The sequence below is a fragment of the uncultured Christiangramia sp. genome, assembly GCF_913046405.1.
Classification (GTDB): domain Bacteria; phylum Bacteroidota; class Bacteroidia; order Flavobacteriales; family Flavobacteriaceae; genus Christiangramia; species Christiangramia marina.
The window spans coordinates 1-15,241 of record NZ_CAJWRQ010000075.1 but is presented as its reverse complement, the minus strand read 5'-3'; the positions used below and the strand labels follow the sequence as shown (position 1 = coordinate 15,241).

General features: G+C 39.3%; 9 protein-coding genes. 6 read left to right on the top strand and 3 right to left on the bottom strand.

The genetic code is table 11. The features are described from left to right. Window positions 1-166: 166 nt before the first annotated feature. The 4 genes from QZ620_RS10415 to QZ620_RS10400 all read left to right on the top strand — a co-directional run bounded on the left by QZ620_RS10415 (window position 167) and on the right by QZ620_RS10400 (window position 6,632). Window positions 167-2,701: a TonB-dependent receptor gene (locus tag QZ620_RS10415; protein WP_295181371.1), complete on the top strand. Its 2,535-nt coding sequence runs from the start codon at window positions 167-169 to the stop codon at window positions 2,699-2,701. A gap of 10 nt (window positions 2,702-2,711) precedes the next feature. Further along, window positions 2,712-4,430 carry a hypothetical protein gene (locus tag QZ620_RS10410; protein ID WP_295181369.1) on the top strand — a complete coding sequence of 573 codons (1,719 nt, stop codon included), beginning with the start codon at window positions 2,712-2,714 and terminating at the stop codon, window positions 4,428-4,430. 96 nt (window positions 4,431-4,526) lie between these two features. Next, window positions 4,527-6,164: an Ig-like domain-containing protein gene (locus QZ620_RS10405; protein WP_295181367.1), complete on the top strand. Its 1,638-nt coding sequence runs from the start codon at window positions 4,527-4,529 to the stop codon at window positions 6,162-6,164. Window positions 6,165-6,197: 33 nt separating this feature from the next. Beyond that, complete coding sequence (locus QZ620_RS10400; RefSeq protein ID WP_295181366.1) at window positions 6,198-6,632, top strand: hypothetical protein; 435 nt, start codon at window positions 6,198-6,200, stop codon at window positions 6,630-6,632. Window positions 6,633-6,678: 46 nt separating this feature from the next. Here QZ620_RS10400 and QZ620_RS10395 read toward each other — a convergent pair whose 3' ends face one another. Beyond that, window positions 6,679-7,656, bottom strand: a complete 978-nt coding sequence (locus QZ620_RS10395) for an endonuclease/exonuclease/phosphatase family protein (RefSeq protein ID WP_295181364.1) — start codon at window positions 7,654-7,656, stop codon at window positions 6,679-6,681. Between the two features lie 175 nt (window positions 7,657-7,831). On the opposite strand from QZ620_RS10395, the gene QZ620_RS10390 reads away from it, so the two are divergent. Further along, entirely contained in the window at window positions 7,832-10,615 is a 2,784-nt protein-coding gene (locus QZ620_RS10390) for a TonB-dependent receptor plug domain-containing protein (protein WP_295181363.1), read from the top strand. Window positions 10,616-10,618: 3 nt separating this feature from the next. Continuing rightward, the gene (locus QZ620_RS10385; RefSeq protein WP_295181361.1) at window positions 10,619-11,998 is read left to right on the top strand and encodes a DUF5689 domain-containing protein; all 1,380 of its coding nucleotides are present in this window, start codon (window positions 10,619-10,621) and stop codon (window positions 11,996-11,998) included. A 63-nt stretch (window positions 11,999-12,061) separates the two neighbouring features. On the opposite strand, the gene QZ620_RS10380 is transcribed toward QZ620_RS10385, so the two are convergent. Then, on the bottom strand, window positions 12,062-13,954 hold the full coding sequence (locus tag QZ620_RS10380; RefSeq protein WP_295181359.1) for a hypothetical protein: 1,893 nt from the start codon (window positions 13,952-13,954) through the stop codon (window positions 12,062-12,064). A 156-nt stretch (window positions 13,955-14,110) separates the two neighbouring features. Continuing rightward, window positions 14,111-15,241: TRCF domain-containing protein (locus QZ620_RS10375; protein ID WP_295181357.1), on the bottom strand; the 1,131-nt coding region annotated here is incomplete at its 5' end.

The following is a 15,241-nucleotide window of genomic DNA, read 5'->3' as shown; positions in this document are numbered from 1 at the left end:
TTAACATAATATTTTGTTTTCCTCTAATTAGCAGTATATTGCGGCGAAATTTGTTGAAATGTTAAACTTCTGTACGTTAAATATTTTAACATTGAGATAATGTAAGAGAAGAACATTTAGTTTTCTTTTGCATCGAATTTTAAACAAACTCAAACACACAAAAAAAATGAGGAAATTATTACTCTTAGCGATGTTCTTAACATCTGCTACGATTTTTGCTCAAGGAACTGTTACCGGTGTGGTAATGGATTCCCAAACATCAGGTCCACTTCCAGGAGCTAATGTAATGGTAGTTGGTACTAACAATGGTACAATGACAGATTTCGACGGTAACTTCACTTTGAATGTTGCGGAATCTGAAGGTACTATTAAAATTACCTTCGTAGGTTACACTTCTAAGGAAGTGAAATTCAATGTTACTGGCGACACTCAGGATCTAGGACAAATCGTTCTGGGTGCAGATGATAACGCATTGGATGAGATCGTTGTAACAAGTTTCTCACTTGCTATCGACAGAAAAACACCAGTAGCTGTTTCAACTATTAGTGCTGCAGAGATCGAAACCAAGATTGGTAACCAGGAATTTCCTGAAGTGCTAAAATCTACTCCTGGAGTATATGCTAACAAAGCCGGTGGTGGTTTTGGTGATGCAGAGCTTCGTATGAGAGGATTTCAAGGTGAAAACATTGCAGTAATGATTAATGGTGTTCCTGTAAACGACATGGAAAATGGTCAAGTTTATTGGAGTAACTGGGCTGGTCTTTCTGATGTAACAAGAACTATGCAAACTCAAAGAGGTTTGGGAGCTGCTAAAGTCGCTGTTCCATCTATCGCTGGTACGGTCAATATTGTGACGAAAACTACAGATGCTGAGAAAGGTGGAAGTATCTACGCTGCAACTGGTAACGATGGTTACACTAAGTTTGGTGCTACGGTATCTACAGGGAAGTCTGAAAATGGACTTGCTGCAACAGTATCTGCTTCCAGAACAGTTGGAGATGGTTACGTAGACGGGACTGAATTTATTGGGTATAACTACTTCGTAAACATTGCTAAAGAATTTGGTGAAGATCACGAACTTTCTTTTACTGCTTTTGGTGCGCCGCAAAGACACGGTCAGCGTCAAAATAGATACACTATCGAGACTTACCGAGAAAGTGAAAGAGGTATCAAATTTAACGGAGACTGGGGTTACTTAAATGGTCAGGTAACTCCTATCGAGGACAACTTCTACCACAAACCACAAATGTCTTTAAACCACTATTGGAATATTAACGAGAATACTGAATTATCTACTGCACTTTATGCTTCCTTCGGAACAGGTGGAGGTGGTGGATGGGCCGGAACTAACAAGTTTGGTCTTGATTCTAAATACAGAGATGGTTACCTGCAACCGGTAAATCTTGATCTAATCGTAGATGAGAACATCGAAAGAGGTGCTGATGGTTCTGAAACTATTTTAAGAGCTTCTAGAAACGACCACAACTGGTATGGTGCACTTTCTACTTTATCTACAGATATTACAGATGATATCGAACTTCTTGCAGGGATCGATTTAAGATACTACAAAGGAGAGCACTTCCAGGAAGTAACAGATCTTCTAGGTGGACAGTACTACTTTGATGATTCTAACGTGAACAATCCTGTAAATCTTGCAAAGGTTGGAGACAAGATTAGCTACAACAATGATGGTATCGTTCTTTGGGAAGGTGGATTCCTTCAGGGAGAATATTCAAAAGATGATTTAGATATCTTCGTTTCTCTTGCAGCTTCGAACACATCTTACAAGCGTGTTGATTACTTCAACAACCTTGATTCAGATCCTAACCAGGAAACTGACTACGCAAACTTCTTTGGATACCAGATCAAAGGTGGAGCGAACTACAACTTCACCAGAACTAGTGGTGTATTTGCAAATATCGGGTACTTTGAAAGAGCACCTTTCTTTGAGGCAGTATTTCTTCAATTCGGAAATAACGTAAACCCAGATGCTGAAAATCAAAAGATCTTTAGTACTGAACTTGGATATACTTACAGAAGCTCTGTATTGAGAGCTAACGTAAACGTTTACAGAACTAACTGGAGAGACAGATCTTTGATCTACTCTTATAACAATCCTGATGGTTCTCTTGGTGTTGCAAACATTTTGGGTGTAAATGCAATTCACCAGGGTCTTGAACTTGATTTCGAATACCGTCCTTTCGAGGAACTTTCTATCACAGGCTTTGCATCATTGGGTGACTACACTTGGGAAAATGATGTTAGAGGTGTACAGATCTTTGACGAAGAGCAGAATTTAGTTGATGAGATCAACCTTTTCATCGAGGGTACTAAAGTAGGTGGTACGCCACAAACTACTGCTGGTCTTGGAGTAGACTATGAGTTCCTAACAGATATGAGATTAAGAGCTAACTATAACTACTTCGGTGATTTCTGGTCAGATTTTGATCCGGTAAGCCGTAACAATCCTGATGCTGGTGAAACATGGAAACTTCCAGATTTTGGAACGCTTGATGTAGGTCTTTCTTACGATTTCTCTGTAGCTGGATTTGATGCTGCTTTGAATGCGAACGTTTATAACATTACAGATACAGAATATATAGCTAATGCACAGAATGGTCTTCAGAACGACGCACGTACTGCACTAGTATGGTACGGTTTCGGAAGAACTTACACTGTAGGAGCTAAACTTAACTTCTAAACACAACACGATGAAAAAGACATTTTATGTACTAATGGCTTTCGTAGGTATGGCTTTGACTAGCTGTGAGCCAATGGAAGACATTCATGACGAGATCGACAACGACCTGGATAGCCAGCTTGCCGTTGCAGAGAGAGATTATGTGCTTACTGAAGATGATTATGAAGAACTTGGACAAAACTTTCCAAACTTCGGTTCAGTAGAAGATGCAAGAACTTTGATTCCTTCTTTACTTTCAGACCTATACCCAACTTATGGCGCAGGTTCTATTATCAATGTTGGATTTGATCTTTTCGATCCGCTTAGAGTTCAGGACTATTCAGTATCTGCTTCAGACTACGGGATGATCGATCTTTCTACAGACTATTTCTCTGGGATGGGTGAGGTTGTAGATTTCCTTGACGCTAAGTATCCACAGGCAGAAGAAGGTGAGTATGTTAGACTTACTTATAATATCCTTGCTGAAGAGATCGCTTACGAGCTTTCTGCAGATGATTTTGATGTTATAGGTGACGAACTTGGAGATGTTTACCCAGATCCAGCATCTAGTGCTGCTCAATACAGCAACTTCGATAGAAGATCTGATAGAGATGCTTACTGGAGTAACGATATGATCGTGGAAGCTCTTGGTGTAGCCATTTCAGAAGAATTTGGAGATATCGCCGGTCAGCAATACAATGTTACTTACGCTATATATGATGGTAGCTCAGGAACTGAGAGCATGACTGTTCAGTTTGATGGAAACACGTACGTAGCTGTTGGTGGAACCTCTTACGAGATCTCTAGTGAAGACTATGACGCTATTGGTGAAGAATTCGCAACTGCATACCCTGGACCAGCTGGAAATGCTGCTCAGTTTGGAAGTTTTGATGTAAGAGAGACTAGCGATAACTACTGGAACGAAGACATGCTTTTAGAAGCTTTTGCTTTCGTAATTACTAGTGAATTTCCTGCAGCTCAGGATGGTGATCAGTTTGTATTGACTTATAAAGTTTACAATGGTTCTGTTGCTACGATAGTGGTAAACCTTGTTCTTGACGGCGGTGCTGTCACTATCGATGAAGATGCTTCAGTTTCAACTATTGAAGAAACTAAAGTATTTGCTTACACCAACGGTGATTGGGATGAGCCTTACATGCTCCCTGAAAATTCTTATACTGAAGAATTCGGTCAGCGTTTCAGCAACTTCGGAGACGAGGATGAAGCTCTTGCTAAAATCGCGATCTTCTTAGGAAGAGAATTTCCTTACGCTGAAGAAGGTGAATATAAAGCTGTTGCATATCGTTTCTACAACGGAGAAGCAACTGTGACTGAGTATGCTAACTTTACTTTTGAAAATGGTAAATGGATGGCTATTCCTAGCGTAATTTCAGATGCACTTCAGTTTGGATTTGAAGATGGAATGTGGGTACCAGACAACACGATCAACTACATGTTGAGTTCTGCTGATTACTCTATCATTGCTGATGCACTTTCAGGTAATACTGACCTTGCTACACAACTCGCTAGTATTGATCGTTACGGTAACTTTGACCGTCGTCCGGGAGCTAGTGCTTACTGGAATGATGATAATCTACTATTAGCTATGCAAGCGCTTCTTAATGAGATCGCTCCAAATGCTGAAGAAGGACAGAAGTACTTACTTACTTTCGATATCTATAATGGATCGAACACTACAGAAAGCCTAAGCCTTATTAAAGAAGGTGGAATGTGGGTAGTTAACCAGTAGGTTCTAAACTCAATTTATATAAACCTCTTATCTTCACGATAAGAGGTTTTTTTTTGACTTAAAATGTCAGATATTTGCAGCCACAATACACAAACTATGAAAAAATATACCGGACTCTTTTTGTTGGCACTCATGTTGGGTTGCTCAGGTGATGATGATTCAACACCAACTCCTACGCCACCAGTGGAAGAAGAAAATCCAGTAGCTATGGCAGATCAACTATCTGCTGTGCAAAATGATTCTTACACGTTCAACAGAGCTATGCTTTTGGAAAATGATGAACTCGTGGATAACGCGATTATCACCAGTATAGATGCCGAAACTGAAGCAGGCGGAACCATCACAGATAATCGTGATCAAACCTATACTTATGAGCCTGCTAATGATTTTACTGGAAATGATACTTTTTCTTATACTATCTGCGTACCTGGAGATTCCGATAGATGTTCCAGCGCTGTAGTTACCATCATCGTTGGCGACGCTGGGGAACCAATAGCGGCCGATGATAGTTATACTACCCAGGAAGGCAATACGTATACTATAAGCAATCACCTTGATAATGACCAGGTGGTGGATAATGCAGAAGTTACTTCAGTAGAAAGCATAAGTGGTAACGCTATCGTAACATTACTGGATAATGGTAGTATTTTGTATGAACCAAACTCAGATTTTTCTGGTCAGGATACTTTTACTTATACTTTGTGTGACGATGATGAGACACCAGGTTGTTCTACTGCCACAATTACAATGACCGTCGAAGACGAAGGTTCACCGGTTGCTTCAGATGATACTGTTGTAATTGAAGCTGGTACTTCCGAAGAAGTGATCACAAAACTTCTGGACAATGATGATCTGACCGATGATGCAACAATTTCTTCCGTAGATGACTCAGCAAGTAACGCGACCATTGTATTGAATAACGATGGAACAGTAACCTATACTCCACAAGCAGGTTTTATGGGAGAGGATACATTTACATATACTATTTGTGATGATGATGCTGACGCTAGCTGTTCTACAGCTACTGTAACGGTAAATATTGTGGAAGCGGTAAAATTCAATGTCCCTGATAATTTAAAGGCATATTATTCAGACGCCAGTTTTACCATCGATCCTGACTTGTTGTATTCAGAGCTTTCAGATTTTACGAACGCGCAACATACAAACCGCCTTACTTATACAGATCGTCATGATTATTTATATGATGCCGATGCTGCACTCAATGATGCATCTATGGTAGTGCTAATTTACTCAGGTGAACTCAGACCAGATGATGAATTCCAGTTAGGAGATCTTGACGGTGACGAAAGTTTTAATACAGAACATATTTATCCTCAGTCCCGTTTAAATACTGAAGAATCTGTAAGTGACTTACATTTGCTAAGAGTTGCTGATGTAAATATTAATTCTGAAAGGCTTAATTACCCATTTACTGAAGGTAGTGGAGAATACAAGCTTGTAGGTGGTGATAGCTGGTACCCTGGAGATGAATGGAAGGGTGATGTTGCCAGAATGGTAATGTATGTGAACCTTAGCTACGGAGACTCCTTTGATGAAGTTGGAAATCTTGACCTATTCCTGAAGTGGAATCGTGAAGATCCGGTTTCAGCTTTCGAATTACAGCGTAACGACGTGATTGAAGCGACTCAGGGTAACCGAAATCCATTTATTGATAATCCATTCCTTGCTACGCTTATCTGGGGTGGTGATGCTGCGGAAAATCGTTGGGAATAGACTTCAGAATTAGAAACTTTTATATAAAAAATTATGTATCAAACTGTTCAATTTATACACTCTTACTGGGCCTATCTGGTGCTGATAATGCTTTTGATCGCGACCTTTAATTTTATAATTGGGTTTGCGACGAATAAGGAATACAGTGCAACAAATTTTAGAATCGCATTATTCACTTTGATCGTTTCTCATATACAGTTGCTAATAGGGATCGTACTTTACTTCACTTCTGGCAACATGGCGCGATGGGAAGGTGGAATGGGAGAAGTCATGGGTAACGATACTACCAGACTTTACCTGGTTGAGCATCCATTAATGATGATCATCGCGATTGCTTTGATCACTATTGGTTATTCCAAACATAAAAAGAAACTTACTTCGAGGCCAAAATTCAAGATGCTGGCTATTTTCTACGGAATTGCTTTTCTCGTAGTACTTTCCAGAATTCCATGGAGTGCATGGTTCTAGATGAAGTATTTCATATTGAAAAGGCCCGGTATTAGACCGGGCTTTTTTATTCTACTGCTTTTATCAAATACAGGTATACGGGAAAATGATCACTATACCCAGGCTGATAGCCTGAGCTACCATAAGTACGCATAGGATACCCGCGATACTGGCCACCCTGCGTAATTAAATAAGGAGCGTTAAAAATTCCGGCTTTATAATACTGAAATCCTTCAGAAGTTCTGTTCAATAAGCTTTCTGAAAGATAAAATTGATCGAATAAGTTCCAGGAATCACGATATGCCAGTGTCCCGCGACCTCTTTTGAGCATGTTTTCCATAGGATTATATAGGTCCCCTTCTTTCAAATCCTTAATTTCAGCTTTAGTTTGTAGGAACTTTTTAAAGCTTTTATTGGTAGGATCATCGTTAAAATCTCCCATTCCAATAATTCTTGCCTTTGGGTCTTCCTGGTAAATGGAATCTATGATTCGTTTATTAAGCATAGCAGCTTTTTCACGTTTGTAACTGCTTTTTGCTTCACCACCAGACCGGGATGGCCAGTGATTTACTATAAAATGAGTTTCCTGTCCCAAGGCAATTCCACTCACTACCAGTTGATCTCTGGTAAAATCTCTTTTGTCCTCATCATAGATCATTAATTTCCTGGCCTGGGAATTCGTCACCACAAATGACTGCGAACGATACAGCAGTGCTACATCGATGCCTCGCTCATCTGGAGAGTCGTAATGCACGATCTTGTAATTAAACTGTGCAAGGTTGGGATGTGCAATAAGATCTTCTAAAACCTTCTTATTTTCAATTTCACAAAGACCAATCACCAACGGTGGCTTTTTAGATTCCTGAGTTCCTATTTCAGCAAGCACCCTGGAGATATTCGCTATTTTAACGTCGTAGCGTTCTTTGGTCCAGTTGTCTTTACCCAGAGCAGTCCTGTCATCATCAAACGTGAGGGTGTCGTCTACGGTGTCGAACAAATTCTCAACATTATAAAAGGCAATAGTTTCAATATGGTAATCTCTCATATTCTGACAATATAGGTTTTCTGAATTTGTCAGGTATAGCCCAATTACCAAATAAATCGCTGTAATATATTTCTTCAATTTTTTATCATTTTAGTACCCAATTAAAGTACTGGTTTTTTGATTATTACAGAAAAATGATTTAAAATTATCCCATATTTCGACTACGAGGCACTGAATGAATAAAACCTTTTTTTGGGTGTGTCTGTTTTCTTTGGTTTATCAAAGTTTATACGCCCAAACTCCGATCATCAATGGTCGGATTATAGATGCAATCACCCAGGTGCCCTTACCCCAGGTTAAAATTGCAAGAGAGAATTCTTTTAATGAGACGTTCTCAGACCCCGATGGAAAATTTTCTTTGGGAATGGAAAGTATTTCAGAAAATGAATTTATTCTCCTGGTTACCAAATCAGGTTATCTGAGTAAAAGAATACCTGTAGGTCAGAAAGGATTTCTGGAGCTGGATCTTTCCACTATTTCACTTAGTCCAGACTCCAGTCATGATCTCACCTTTCAAAATACCATTAGTCTTTCAGATGCGGAGGTAATGGACGATGAAGCGGACTTTGATAATATTTCAGGTATTCTTCAATCCACCCGGGATGCTTATCTAAGCGCAGCTGCGTTTGATTTTAGTCAGACTTTTTACCGGGTTCGGGGTCTTGGATCGGAATATGGCAGCTTGATGATTAATGGAGTTGAGATGAACAAAGCTTTCGATGGCAGGCCTCAATGGAGTAATTGGGGAGGACTCAATGACGTACAGAGAAACCAGGTTTTCAGTCCTGGTGTTTCTCCTTCAGAATATGCTTTTGGTGGTCTTGGTGGTACTACGAATATAATCATGCGTGCATCACGTTTCGCAAGCGGTGGTAGAATTACTGCGTCTGGGTCTAATCGCAGTTATACCGGAAGGCTTATGGCAACGTACGCAAGTGGCGAGAAAAATAATGGCTGGTTTTATGCATTTTCTATGGGACGCCGTTATGCAAGTGAAGGTTATATGGAAGGAACTCCGTTCGACGCAAACTCTATTTACCTTGGTCTGGAAAAATTCATTAATAAGGAGCATGCACTAAATTTCACTGCGATCTATACGCCAACACTTCGAGGGAAATCTGCGCCACTTACAGAAGAGGTTGTTGAAATTAAAGGAAAACGCTACAATCCATACTGGGGTTTACAAGAGGGTGTAATTCGCAATAGCAGGATGAAAGAGATCAGCGAACCAGTTTTTATGCTCAATCATTTCTGGAATCCTTCTGATAACGTACAACTCAACACTAATTTTTCTTACCAGTTTGGTGAAGTTTCTAACACCCGTATAGATTATGGAGGCACTAGCTTCGTTGATTTTGATTCTCAGCGCACTTACCTGGGCGGAGCTTCAAATCCAGACCCCGTTTACTACCAGAAGTTACCAGGATATTTCCTGAGATTTGAAGGTTTTGAGGATTTTCAGAAAGCTTATCTCTCTGCAAATGAATTGAGAAATAATGGGCAAATCAACTGGGACAATATTTATGAAGCCAATGCCAATCCTGATGCTTTGTACGCTCTGGCGGCAGATGTCAATCAGGATCAAAGTTTGATTGCTAATAGTATATTGAGCTGGCAATTATCTTCCAGTCTGCATGTAATTACTAGCTTCAAAGCTTCATCTCTTAAAAGTCACAACTTTGGCAGGATCGAGGATCTTTTTGAATCATCCAGTTTTCTGGATGTAGAGGTTTTTTCAGACTTCTCTCAAAATGACCTGCGTAATCCTGATCGAAAAGCACTGGAAGGGGAGAGTTATAAATACGATTATAATCTAGAAGCTCAGACGGCTGAAGTGTTTGGTCAGCTTCAAAAGCAATGGAGAAGTATGGAAATTAGTGTGTCCGGGCAGGTTTCGACCTCAAGCTTCAACCGATTTGGGAATTATCAGAATGAAGAGTTCATGGCGAATTCTTATGGTAGGTCTAAGGATATCGATTTTCTTACTTCAGGTATAAAAACGAACTTACTTTATAAATTTTCGGGACGTCAAAGTCTGGAGTTAAATTTGGCAGCCTTCTCAAAAGCACCATTACTCAAGAATATATTTATAAATCCACGCCAGAATAACGCCATGGCTCCCCGGGTTTCCGAAGAAAAAATTACTGCTTCTGATCTCAGTTATCGCTATCGTACCAATCTTTTCAACTTTAGATTTACCGGCTACGTCCAGAAGATAGCGAATAGTACCGAAGTTTCTTTTTATTATACAGATGGGTTATCAGGCCTTGGTAGAGAGAATTCTACCGCTTTCGTTCAGGAGGTGCTAACCAATATGGATAAACAATATCTTGGAGTTGAACTAAGTTCAGAATATCAGGTAACTTCAACGATAAAGCTGAAGCTCGCCGGAGGAAGCGGGCAGTTTGTATATAGCAATAACCCTACTCTTAATTTATACTCCAGTTCTTTTGAAGATTTGAATTATGAACAATCATACCTCAAAGGCTACCGGTTACCGGGTGGCTCGCAATCTGCGTTTCAACTAGCATTCGAATATAGAGATCCTGCATACTGGTGGTTCGGCATTTCACAAAATTACTTTACTGGCGCATTTATAGATGTGAGTCCGTTGAATAGGACCTCAAATTTTCGAAAAGATTATGATGGTTTGGAGATCGTGGAGTATAATGCGGAAGTAGCGAGAGAATTATTACGGCAAGAGCAGTTTGATCCCTATTTTCTCACGAACATCATTGGCGGCAAAAGCTGGAGAATTAAGGATAAATATCTCGGTTTATTCGCTAGTATAAATAATGCACTCAACACCAATTTTAAAACCGGTGGTTTCGAGCAGGCGCGGAATGCAAATTACAGAACGTTAAAAGTAGATAGAGATCGCGAGATTCCAATCTTCGGAAATAAATATTGGTATGGAAACGGTACCAGTTACTTTGTGAATTTAAATCTTAGATTTTAAAATATGAACAGAACATTTTTCATCATTTTTTTACTGGCTATAACTTTTCACGCTTGTGTACCAACAGATGATTTTGAAGTCCCGGAACTTGTAGAGGACAGTATATCCATAGATGGAAGTTTCACCAGTATCGCTGCAGTGAAGGGTAATTATAAAGTAGAAACTGGTGAGATTCATAATTTCAGGGATACCTATACATGGTTTGAAGCCTATGTTATTAGTGATGATTCCGGAGGGAACTTTTATAAAAAGCTCGTTTTACAGGATAAGGCTCAAAATCCTCAGTCTGGAATACAAATTCTGGTTGATGACAATTCCCTGCATCAAACTTATAACTTCGGAAGAAAAGTTTATGTGAAGCTCGACGGTCTTAGTCTTGGATTTAATAATGGTGTTCTGCAACTAGGTATTCAGAATAGGGGAGATGTGGTGGCAATTCCTTCTTCATTAATAGATGATTTTATTGTTAGATCTGAAATCACTTCTGAAATCATTCCGAAGAAACTTTCAATTTCTGAGTTTTCAGAAGAGACGAAAAACCTCTATGTAGAAGTGCATGACATTCAGTTTGATATCAACCTGGTGCGCGAAGCAGAGAATTTCTCGTTCGCTTCTCACAGATACGATGAATATGATGGTGAAAGACAATTGGAAAGTTGTACAACCGGAGAGACTGCGTTTTTAAGTACGAGCACTTATGCGAATTTCAGATCTTTGATGCTACCCTCAGGTTCCGGGAATATCAAAGGAGTTCTGAGCCGCAATTATTATGACGAACATTTCGTGCTCATTGTAAATGATCCAACCGCTCTCGATTTTAATGAAGAGAGATGTGATGACCAGTTTTTCAAATGTGATTCTGAAGGCGTTTTTAGTAGAAATGTGATCACGGAAGAGAATTTTGATGGTGTGACTTCTAATACAACGCTTGCCTCCAGAAAATGGACAAATATCAATGTGAGTGGAGGGGAAAAACGCTTTACACCTACGATGGTAAACGGCAATCGATTATTGCGAATCTCTGCTTATAATACGCTAGAGAATCCGCTGGAAGCATGGCTGGTATCTCCAGTAATCGATATCTCCAGTACCAGAGCGAATCTTGTAACCTTTGATTTGCTTGCTTCCTACGATAACGGCATGTTCTTAAAGTTGTTTTTTACTCAGGATTTCACTGGTGATCCAAGAACTACAGAATGGAAGTTGCTGGATGCTGCAATTCCATACGGGCCATCGGGAGGTTCTGGTAACGTCTTCAAAACTTCAGAAATAGATATTTCCTGTCTGCAAGGAAAGGTTTGGATAGGATTTAGATATTTAGGGGCTGCTCCAGATAAGACCACTACGTATGATCTCGATAATTTCAGAGTTTTAGGGAATTGAAATTGACTATAGGAAAGCAATTAGTTTATCTAATTCTTTGTAGCGCTTAGAAATTTACAACAACTAATTAAAAAGTACTGTTCTGGGCTTACCTAGATTAAAATTCTGAAAACCGAAATCATTGGTCTCAATAGAATTCGTTTTAAAGATATTAAGTCCCTGACCAGGAATTTTAGGATAGAAAGAAAAAGAAAGCTGAAAGTTGTTGAACACCAGATAGTCGTTTCGAATAATAAAACCAACGCCAATGGAAGAATAGAGATCATTCGTACCGATATTCGAGTTCTTCAGGATACCGGCAGTATAATTCAAAAAAGGGTTTAATCTAAATCCAAAAAGATCCCAGGGTGAGTAGAATTGAGTTTGTAGTTCCAGTACATACTTTTCAGTTCCTATAAGATCACTGTCAAAACCTGCGATACGCGCCCCGGTCGTTCTCCGGTAATCACTTCCATAACTACTATTAAATCTATTGTGCTCGTCTATGCTCAAACGGTCACCTACAGAATTCATTCTATCCACCCCAATAATGAACTGAGGTTTTACAAACTGTCTCAGTTTCCATTTTTGGCCTAGACCTATAAGATTTGTAAAATAATTAGCCTGAAAAGAATAAGCGGTTTGTTCGGTTTTTGAACCGTTGAAATAACTGCCAGCTTCAAAGTTGGTGCTAATATATCCCCAGTCGAAGTAATTTCCAAAGGAAGCTCTGGCGCCAAGGTACATCCTGGTCTGCTGATTCTTATTCTGGAATCCGCTGGTTAAAGCATATACTTTGCCTACCGGGACGTCTTCAGTAATACCATCATTAAAGATATATTGATCCTGAACGAATTGCCTCGAAGATATTCCAACACTCGCCAGATACCTTGTCTCGTCTCCAAAATAGTTAATACTATCATATGCAGCCGAAGGGGACTCTTTAAAATTTACGTCCAGAAAACCAACACTGGTAATAAGATTTGTACTTCGTTCCTTTTCAGAATTTCCTTCGAAAAGGCGATAGGAATGTCCCACCCAGTAATCCTGAGATATATATTTGAAGTTTTGATCTTCTAATTCCAAAGCCGCATTTGGTAATTCTACCTGTCTGTATTGTTCATCTACATAAAATCCTGCTGCCCATCTCGTAAACGGAGAATAAAATTCTCTTTCTATAAAAACACTTTTACGATAGAATTCATTGAAGTCGCTTTGATATCGAATTTCTCCAGTTATAAAGGTGTTTTTAATGTTCGGAACCCGGTAAATACCAGAATAGGCATTTTTGCCATCACTTAGCCTGTTCGCAAAACTGAAATTAAGCTGGTGTCCAATCCCAACAATATTATATTCTTTAAGAGTCACTTTGTTTTCATTGGTTGAAAACACGCCCTGGGGTGTAAGACTCCACGAGTCCAGAGCCAGGATCTTTACATCTACCGAGTCAGAATTTTTTATGGCATGAGCAGTAATTTTTACTTCTCTTATATATTGCTGTGAACGCAGTAATCTCTCAGATTCATCTAACAGCAAAGTATCCAGGTCATCGTTCTCCTCCAGTAACAGAAAATTTCGAATAGCGAACTCCTTAGACTTTATATGGATTTGATTCCCGGTTCTTTCTACCCAGCTATTAGCAGTTTCTGTAGAATCTGTGAAGGAGAAACCAAATGGATCTTTAGTTTCAATAATAACATGTCTAATGGGTCTTCCTTCAAGTTCTGAATAGTCCCTGTACTGCTTTTTTAATTGCTTTTTCGGTTTTTTAGTAGTCGACTTGAATAATAACTGATGAACTCTTTTGGTAATCTTACGCTTTTCTGAAAAACGTTCTAATCGATCGTATATATTCGTAGTATCCTTTTTTTCGGTCTTTTCAGTCTTCTCGCTCTTTTCATTTTTTTGATTTACCTGCGCCTGAAGCTGAAAACTAAAACATAAAATAGTACAAAAGGACCATAAAATTTTCATCATAGTCTTCTGGGAAAGGATAGAATGTTGGGGGTTTTTCAACAAATTAAATCAAACCTCTTAAGGAAATTTCTACTGAATTTAGAGTGTCACGAAATCGATCAAGGTCAAGTTCATGCTGCCTCAATATTATGAAATCTAATTTGTTCTGTGCAAGCTTTACGCCAATACTTCTTTCTTCTCTCTAAAATCCAAAGGCTCAAGTACTTTCAGAGCTTTATCAATAGAATTTATCCTGTCAAAAGTAAGTAGTAAACGTAGTCCATTCCTGGTTTGTTTCTCCTTCATGGTGCAGTTTTGCTTGTGTGTTTGCACATATTGCAGAACCTTCGTGAAGTTAGCAGTTTGATAGAATCTTGAATTTTGATCTGCTATAAAATAACCAACCATTTTATTCTTTTTCAATACCACTCTTTCAAGTCCTATTTTGGCGGCAATCCATTTAATTCTTACAGAGTTTAGAAGGTCAACGGCCTGCGTAGGTAACTCGCCAAACCTGTCTTCCAGTTCTGCTTCAAATTTGAGCAGTTCTTCTTCCGTAGAAAGCTCGTTAAGTTTAGTATATAGATTCAGTCTCTCTGCGATATTGTTGATATAATCATCTGGGAATAACAATTCGAAATCGGTGTCTATCTGGGTATCCTTGACAAAATCCTTCAATTCCACATCTTCGGTTTCAGCATAAAGATCACGGAATTCGTTTTCTTTTAATTCCTCGATCGCTTCATTCAGGATCTTTTGATAAGTATCAAACCCAATATCATTGATGAATCCACTTTGATCGCCACCAAGAAGATCACCGGCACCACGAATCTCTAGATCTTTCATGGCAATATTGAACCCGCTACCCAATTCTGAAAATTGCTCTAAAGCAGTAATTCTCTTTCGGGCATCTTCGGTCATTACTGAATATGGCGGAGTAATGAAGTAACAGAATGCCTTTTTATTACTACGTCCAACCCGGCCACGCATCTGGTGGAGATCTGATAATCCAAAGTTATTTGCGTTGTTGATAAAGATCGTATTGGCTTCAGAAACATCAAGTCCGCTTTCAACGATCGTAGTAGAGACGAGCACATCAAATTCCCCATTGATAAAGCTAAGCATCAGTTTTTCCAGTTTCTTCCCTTCCATTTGCCCATGTCCAACCCCAATTTTAGCATCTGGGACCAGTCTCTGGATCATTCCCGCAACTTCTTGGATATTCTCCACCCTGTTGTGAATAAAGAAAACCTGTCCGCCACGCTGAATTTCATAGGAAACAGCATCACGAATGGTTTCTTCTGAAAA

What these genes read in the sequence shown, in the direction of transcription:
- QZ620_RS10395 (WP_295181364.1), bottom strand. Translation starts at nt 7,656, where the DNA reads ATGAGAGATTACCATATTGAAACTATTGCCTTTTATAATGTTGAGAAT.
- QZ620_RS10400 (WP_295181366.1), top strand. Translation starts at nt 6,198, where the DNA reads ATGTATCAAACTGTTCAATTTATACACTCTTACTGGGCCTATCTGGTG.
- QZ620_RS10410 (WP_295181369.1), top strand. Translation starts at nt 2,712, where the DNA reads ATGAAAAAGACATTTTATGTACTAATGGCTTTCGTAGGTATGGCTTTG.
- QZ620_RS10415 (WP_295181371.1), top strand. Translation starts at nt 167, where the DNA reads ATGAGGAAATTATTACTCTTAGCGATGTTCTTAACATCTGCTACGATT.
- QZ620_RS10385 (WP_295181361.1), top strand. Translation starts at nt 10,619, where the DNA reads ATGAACAGAACATTTTTCATCATTTTTTTACTGGCTATAACTTTTCAC.
- QZ620_RS10380 (WP_295181359.1), bottom strand. Translation starts at nt 13,954, where the DNA reads ATGATGAAAATTTTATGGTCCTTTTGTACTATTTTATGTTTTAGTTTT.
- QZ620_RS10405 (WP_295181367.1), top strand. Translation starts at nt 4,527, where the DNA reads ATGAAAAAATATACCGGACTCTTTTTGTTGGCACTCATGTTGGGTTGC.
- QZ620_RS10390 (WP_295181363.1), top strand. Translation starts at nt 7,832, where the DNA reads ATGAATAAAACCTTTTTTTGGGTGTGTCTGTTTTCTTTGGTTTATCAA.